The 6,823-nt window shown below is 43.1% G+C and carries 3 protein-coding genes and 1 pseudogene; 3 read left to right on the top strand and 1 reads right to left on the bottom strand.

Going from position 1 to position 6,823, the window contains the following annotated elements; genetic code table 11:
- Positions 1 to 18 precede the first annotated feature (18 nt).
- The gene (locus B7C60_RS06510) at positions 19 to 375 is read left to right on the top strand and encodes a YibL family ribosome-associated protein (protein ID WP_099610956.1); all 357 of its coding nucleotides are present in this window, start codon (positions 19 to 21) and stop codon (positions 373 to 375) included.
- Between the two features lie 70 nt (positions 376 to 445).
- On the opposite strand, the gene malT is transcribed toward B7C60_RS06510, so the two are convergent.
- On the bottom strand, positions 446 to 3,154 hold the full coding sequence (malT, locus tag B7C60_RS06505; RefSeq protein WP_099610955.1) for an HTH-type transcriptional regulator MalT: 2,709 nt from the start codon (positions 3,152 to 3,154) through the stop codon (positions 446 to 448).
- A gap of 517 nt (positions 3,155 to 3,671) precedes the next feature.
- Here malT and B7C60_RS06500 point away from each other — a divergent pair.
- Complete coding sequence (locus B7C60_RS06500) at positions 3,672 to 6,125, top strand: glycogen/starch/alpha-glucan phosphorylase (protein WP_099610954.1); 2,454 nt, start codon at positions 3,672 to 3,674, stop codon at positions 6,123 to 6,125.
- A gap of 99 nt (positions 6,126 to 6,224) precedes the next feature.
- Positions 6,225 to 6,823 (top strand): annotated as a pseudogene (locus B7C60_RS18135) (4-alpha-glucanotransferase); the annotation flags it as partial.

Below are 6,823 nucleotides of genomic sequence, written 5' to 3'. Positions count from 1 at the left end.
CAGTAAGAGCCTTATACCATGAGCTTAAAAAATGACATTCAACAACTAAACAATCGCCTTGATTCTTGCCGTCACAAGTTGGATGCTGCTAAGGCTCGCGGCGATAGTGCCATGATCAGTAAATTTACCGATGAAGTAGATCAATTGACTAAACAGGTTAATAGCTTAAAAAATAAAGCCGAATATGAGCTTAACAAAGAGCGAAAGATGCTATCCGATATGCCTTTTTATCGTGAACTAACCAAAGCAGAGCAGGCGGATCAAGGGAAGCTGAAAAAATCAGTCAAAGGTTTAATTATTGTCCATCCCACCACTAAAATTGGCCAAGCTTTACGTTTGCAAGCGATGACTGGTTTTGCGCCCAAACCATTTTAAGTTGTTTTTCTGAGCGATAAAAAAGAGCCAAGCAAGGTTTGGCTCTTTTTTAGTGCTTTAAATAAGCGTTTTAGTATCCCATCAGTTGTAATAAGTTCTCTGCGGTACTGACGGCTTCTTTACGGTTAGCAATATTCAATTTTTGATACAAATTTCGAATATGCGTTTTAATTGTCGTGCCAGCAACATCGAGTTCCTGAGCTATTTGTTCATTACTAAAACCAGAATAGATCAGCCCCAGAACCTGCCATTCTCGTTGGGTCAGCGGGCTGGTGCGAACCAGTTCTGGGATGTTGGGATGGTTGATTAACTTTTCAACAAATTCTTCATCGAAATGAATCGAGCGACTACGTTGAGTGGTGGAAATTTCTTTAACCAATTGTTGTGCTCGATGACGTTCTAGATCACCTAGTTCTACTCGATGTGTTAGTTTTTCGAGCAAATGACCGATTCGGTGACCATCAACCAGAAAATTACCAATCATACCGGTTTGGTTGGTCAGATGGAGTGCCTCTTTGAGTTTTTCTCGGGCCAAATCCTCTTCGTTACAGGCGACCGCTAAAGACGCTTCTACAATTAAGTTTCGGTTGAGATCGGTCAATAAATGGTATTCTTGCGCTTGCTCATGAATAAAGAGCAGTGTTTGTTTGGCTTCAGCATACTGTTCTAAGCTAATTTGAGCGCGCGCAATATTACGCCATTGCAGTTGCAAAAAATGGTTATACGCATTTTCGGGACGAGTTGTGACACTTAACCAATTTTGTATCGCGTCGGTATCTCCCCGAGCTTGCCAATACAGTAATAATGACAACGATGCATTAGCTGTCCAGTCAACATGATAATGAGACTGTTTCATTAAATGCTGCACTTGTTCGATAAACCTTCCGGCTTTATCCAGTTCTCCACGGCCAATGGCAATACGGGCTAACATTGAGTAGCAGTGCAAATGTTGGCTAGGCGAATGAGGGCCAAGAACACTTAGCCCCTTATAAGCACACTCTTCTGCTTCATCTAACCGATTCCAGCACCAGAGTATTTGCGCTCGGATACGTAGCAGAAACTCATGAAGTGGTACTTGGTGTAGGTGTTGCTCTTCAACTAGCTTAAACGCATTTTCTTGCACTTCAAAAGCCGCTTGCACATACCCTTGAGCTATTAAAATTTCACTCTGCTGTAAAAGAGCCCATAGAGCTTGATGATAAACTTGATATTGACGGGCCAATTTCTCAGTTTGTTGCATCATCGACAGTGCTCGGCTTAATTGCCCTAGAACATGATTCACTTCACCGACCACAGAGGTTGCCACGATACGACTTAAATAAACGCTATTATCAAGCTGGCTCAAGGCCAGTTCGGCCAGTTGTAGGGCTTTTTCTGGTTCATTTTTATTGATCGCGACTTGAGCCAGTAAGGCATTAAACTCACCTTGTTGTTTACTACTGAGTTCAACATTGAGTGCTTGCATCTCTTTTTTTGCTTTCGCCAACATGTCACCGACAACGTCATAACGATGCTGACTTTGTGCTAGCCATGCTTGCAATAGACACAATTTGGGTTCTTGGTAAAGCTGATTAGGTGAGAGTAAGTTAATCGCAGATTCAAGTACCTTAAGCTCGCCTTGGTTAAACATTTTCCAGCCATACTGGGCTAAGATGTTAGCCAGTAGCTCGGTGTCTTGTGCTAGGTTGGCATGGCGTAATGCTTGGTGAGGCGTGGAGGCTTCAAGCCATGCTTGGGCGGCAGAGCGATGCAGTTCTTGCTCTTGTTGAGGGATACGGGCTAAACGCTGATGAGCAAGAAATTCTGCAAATAGATTATGGAATCGATACCAGTTATGTTCACCTTCAAGCGGGTAGATAAATAACCCATAACGGTTGAGAGACTCAATCATGCTTAGTGCATCATCTCGTTTGGTTAGCGTTGCAACTAAACTATCATTGAAATGATCCAACACTGAGCATTGCATCAAAAAATAGCGAGTATCCTCATCGAGTAAATCAAAAACCTCCTCAACCAAGTAGTCCCAGAGGTGGGCATGGTTAAAATGGGAAACCGATTCAGCGGTTTGCGCTAAGGTACGTTTTTGATGTTGAGCTTGTAGAGCAATAAGTTGTAGCGCAGAAGGCCAACCTTCAACATAGTTACGTAGGTTGATGGCCGTTTTATCATCAATACCATCGGCCACTCGTTGATTGAAGAAACGCGTGGTTTCCTCTGAATCAAAAGCTAACAGTTCATTACCGATCTCGATCATTAAATCCCGAACCCGCAGGTTTGCTGTACCTAGTGGTGGCGTGGTACGGCTCGTCACCACTAATGTTAAATTATCGGGCATATGCTTCAGGAAAAATCGCATCGCTTCATGAATATCGTCATCATTGATGAGATGATAATCGTCAAGCACCACAAAACATTCCTGATGAAATTCGGACATTTCAGCAAAAACTTCACTAAACAAAGAGTGCAATGACGAAAATTGACGCCGTTCCGCGAGTTTCTGGGCATTAGGGCAGCTGTGCTGAGTCGCTTTATTAAGCGCTTGGAGTAAATAATTGATAAAGCGAAATGAATCATTATCACTTTCATCGATGCTATACCAGCCGATATTGGGTTTGTCTGCTAGCCACTGGGCGGCCATGGTAGTTTTTCCATAACCGGCCGGTGAACGAAAAAGAACTAATTTATAGCAAGGCGCGTACTGTAAAAGCTCTAAGACTCGTGGACGAACAATCGCATTATGTAGCCGTCCCGGGCGTGTTAATTTAGAGGGTATCCACATTGTATTGTCCCGTCATTGCGTGTATTGAAGGTTTGCTTATCCATAGTGACAAAGATGTTACTAGAAGTTTGGATAGCAGGTTATTGATCGATCGCGGCTTTTCTGCATGATTCACAGTTTCCCATTAACTACGCCCCGTAATTGTGATTTGAATCACTTTCTGCTTGAGTGATATTGAAGGTTTTAAACGTGTTCCATACGAACAATGATGAAAATTAAGTAAAATATAAAAATTATTTGTGACTAAAATAACGTTTTGAGTAAATAGTTATCAAGTCTACAGCAGGCCACCAGCAAAAATAATTGGCGCAATTTAGAATGTTGGCGTGATCGATGTCACTTATAAAAGCGATTTAATCCCCATCAATGAGAGCTAGATCACTGCAATTTAGCGATGCTTCCCTCTACGCCCTAACTCCTCCTCCCGATTTGCTAATTGATCAGGAGGATGTTTTGTTGAGTTAGCCGCGGCAGGATATGACCTAGATGGATTAGAACCTATAAGTGAGATTTCTCGATGAAACCTACGCAACAGAAAGCTTTTGATAAAGCATTATTCCAAGCTAACGTAAAACGACACCTAACCGCGACTTATGCGACCACGATAGAGCAGGCTTCGGCACGTGCTTGGTACTTAGCAATGGGTCGAGCGTTAGCTGAGCTAACCACCTTTGATCTACTTGAAACAGAACAAGATCAACGCATCGTTAAAGCTAAAAGCCTTAACTATTTATCACTGGAATTTTTGATTGGCCGCTTAACAGGTAATAACCTGATTAGTATGGGGTTGTATGAACAAATTTCAGATGCGATGGCCGAGTTGGGTCAAAGTTTAACAGATATTCTAGAAGAAGAACGCGATCCATCATTAGGTAATGGTGGTTTAGGCCGTCTGGCAGCCTGTTTTATGGATTCATGTGCTGCGCAAGAGTACCCAACCGTTGGATATGGTTTGCATTATGAATACGGCTTATTTAAGCAATCTTTTGAGGATGGTCACCAGCAAGAAGCACCAGATGCGTGGCGCGGTGTTGAAGGTTATCCTTGGGAAGTTGCTCGTCCAGAACTGAAGCAAGAAATTGGTTTCTATGGTCATGTTGAGGTGTATAACGACCATGGCAAAGAAAAGCGTCGTTGGGTTCCAGGTATGTTGGTTCAAGCGATGCCTTGGGATTTACCGATTGTTGGCTATCAAAGTGAAACGGTTTATCCATTACGTCTTTGGGAATGCCGCGCGATCGCGCCGTTCTCGTTAGAAAGTTTTAACAATGGTAACTATTTTGAAGCTCAGCATGCACTAATTGACGCAGGTAACATCACGAAAGTTCTTTACCCGAACGATAACCATGAAAAAGGTAAAACACTGCGTTTAATGCAACAGTACTTCCATAGTGCAGCATCGGTACGTGATATTTTGCGTCGTCATGAGGCGGCTGGATTGACACTGCAAGATTTACCTAAGCATGAAACCATTCAATTAAACGATACTCACCCAACGATCGCGATCCCAGAGCTGATGCGCATTTTAATTGATGAGCGAGATTTGAGCTGGGAAGCTGCATGGGAAATCAGTTCAAAAACGTTTGCTTATACTAACCACACCTTATTACCCGAAGCGTTAGAAACGTGGAGTGAATCCTTGATTCAGCGTTTACTACCTCGCCACATGGAAATTATTTACGAAATCAACCACCGTTTCTTACAACAGGTTCGCGCTAAATGGCCTGGGGATGTCGCTAAGCAGCAAAAATTGTCGATTATTGAAGAAGGGTTCCATCGCGTTGTTCGTATGGCGAATCTGTGTGTTGTGGGCTCTTATGCGGTCAATGGGGTTGCGGCACTACACTCTGAATTAGTAAAGCGTGACTTATTCCCAGAATTTGTTGAGCTTTATCCGGGGCGTATTCAGAACGTCACTAACGGTATCACCCCACGCCGTTGGTTGAAATTCTGTAACCCTGGATTATCGAGCTTAATCACTGAAAAAATAGGCGATCAATGGCCCGCCCATCTTGAGCAATTAGCTGAAATCGCTAAATATGCAGACGACAAAGCGTTCCAAAAACAGTTTATGGCGGTGAAAAAAGAGAATAAAACACGTTTGGCGCACTGGGTGAAAGAGAACATGGGTATTGAACTCGATACCAATGCGATCTTTGACGTGCAAATTAAACGTTTGCATGAGTACAAACGCCAGCACCTAAATATGCTGCACATCTTGTCTCTCTACCACCGTTTACTGAATGACCCTCATTTTGACATGCACCCACGAGTGGTCTTTTTTGCGGCAAAAGCAGCACCGGGTTATCACCTAGCGAAAGAAATTATCTATGCCCTAAACAAGATCGCAGAAAAAGTGAATAACGATCCTCGCGTAAATAACAAACTCAAAGTGGTCTTTATTCCCGATTATCGAGTGAGCATGGCGGAAATCATTATTCCTGCAGCGGATGTTTCTGAGCAAATCTCCACTGCTGGTAAAGAAGCGTCAGGCACAGGCAACATGAAAATGGCACTCAACGGCGCATTAACGATTGGAACCATGGATGGTGCCAACGTTGAAATTCGTGAAGAAGTGGGGGATGACAATATCTACATCTTTGGTCTAGACGTAGATGGTGTCGAAGCATTAAAAGCCCAAGGTTATAACCCTTATGATTACTATAAGGCTGATCCTCTGCTCAAGGCCTCTTTGGATCTTCTACTCGGTGAGGAATTTACTCCAGGTGAACCCGGTAAGTTACGTGCCACTTATGAAAGCTTACTTGATGGTGGTGACCCTTATCTTGTATTAGCAGACTTTGCTTCTTATGTGCAGGCTCATGAAGCTATTGATAAGCAGTACCGCGATCAAGCTGGCTGGGCGAATAAAGCGATTCTTAATACCGCTTTAGTGGGTAAATTTAGCTCTGACCGTAGTATTCGTGATTACGTGAATAACATTTGGAAATTGAAAGCGGTCAAACGTTAATCATCCCAAATTTCCAGCCAAGGCGTGACCTTGGCTGGTTCATTCCTTTTTCTTATACCCTACATGATTTGAAGGGGAGTTGTCCCTTCGGAGAGAGCGATGAAAGAACATTATGCATTAAAACAAGTCGCTGAGATGGCAAATATTGCCGACAGCTATATAAGCGCATGGGGCGACGTAGCAAACGTTTCAGACGACACAATACGTCGTCTTTTGGCGTCTATGGGATATGATACGAGCAGTGATGACGCTCTCTTGAAGTCCGCGGAGAAAAAGCACAAAAAAGAGGTGTTGGATTCTGTACTGGTGATTCCTGACGGTGACGCAATTGAAGTTCCTCTTTACTTGGGTGTGAGTGCTCGTGAAAGTGAATTTAATTGGCGTCTTGAAACAGAACAAGGTGACGTTCTTGAAGGGTATTTGCAGTCTCAAATTGTTCGAGATGAACGCTCTGAAGGCGGCCCTTTAGTATTTACGCTCCCGAATGATTTACCATGGGGGTATCACACCTTATTGATTACGCGCAAACGCCGTAAATCTCCTTATCGTATGACACTGATCATCACACCGAAAGCTTGCTATAAACAACCTGAGTTAGAGAAAGGTAAGAAGCTTTGGGGGCCAAGTATTCAACTATATACACTACGTACTCAGCATAACTGGGGAATGGGTGATTTTGGTGATCTCAAACAATTAGT

The sequence above is a fragment of the Vibrio fujianensis genome (genome assembly GCF_002749895.1).
In the GTDB taxonomy this organism is placed as follows: Bacteria; Pseudomonadota; Gammaproteobacteria; order Enterobacterales; family Vibrionaceae; genus Vibrio; species Vibrio fujianensis.
Note: the sequence above shows the minus strand (reverse complement) of the source record. Positions and strands in the feature narration are given on the sequence as shown.

Coding starts and splice junctions, on each gene's coding strand:
- malT (WP_099610955.1), bottom strand. CDS start 3,154: ATGTGGATACCCTCTAAATTAACACGCCCGGGACGGCTACATAATGCG.
- B7C60_RS06500 (WP_099610954.1), top strand. CDS start 3,672: ATGAAACCTACGCAACAGAAAGCTTTTGATAAAGCATTATTCCAAGCT.
- B7C60_RS06510 (WP_099610956.1), top strand. CDS start 19: ATGAGCTTAAAAAATGACATTCAACAACTAAACAATCGCCTTGATTCT.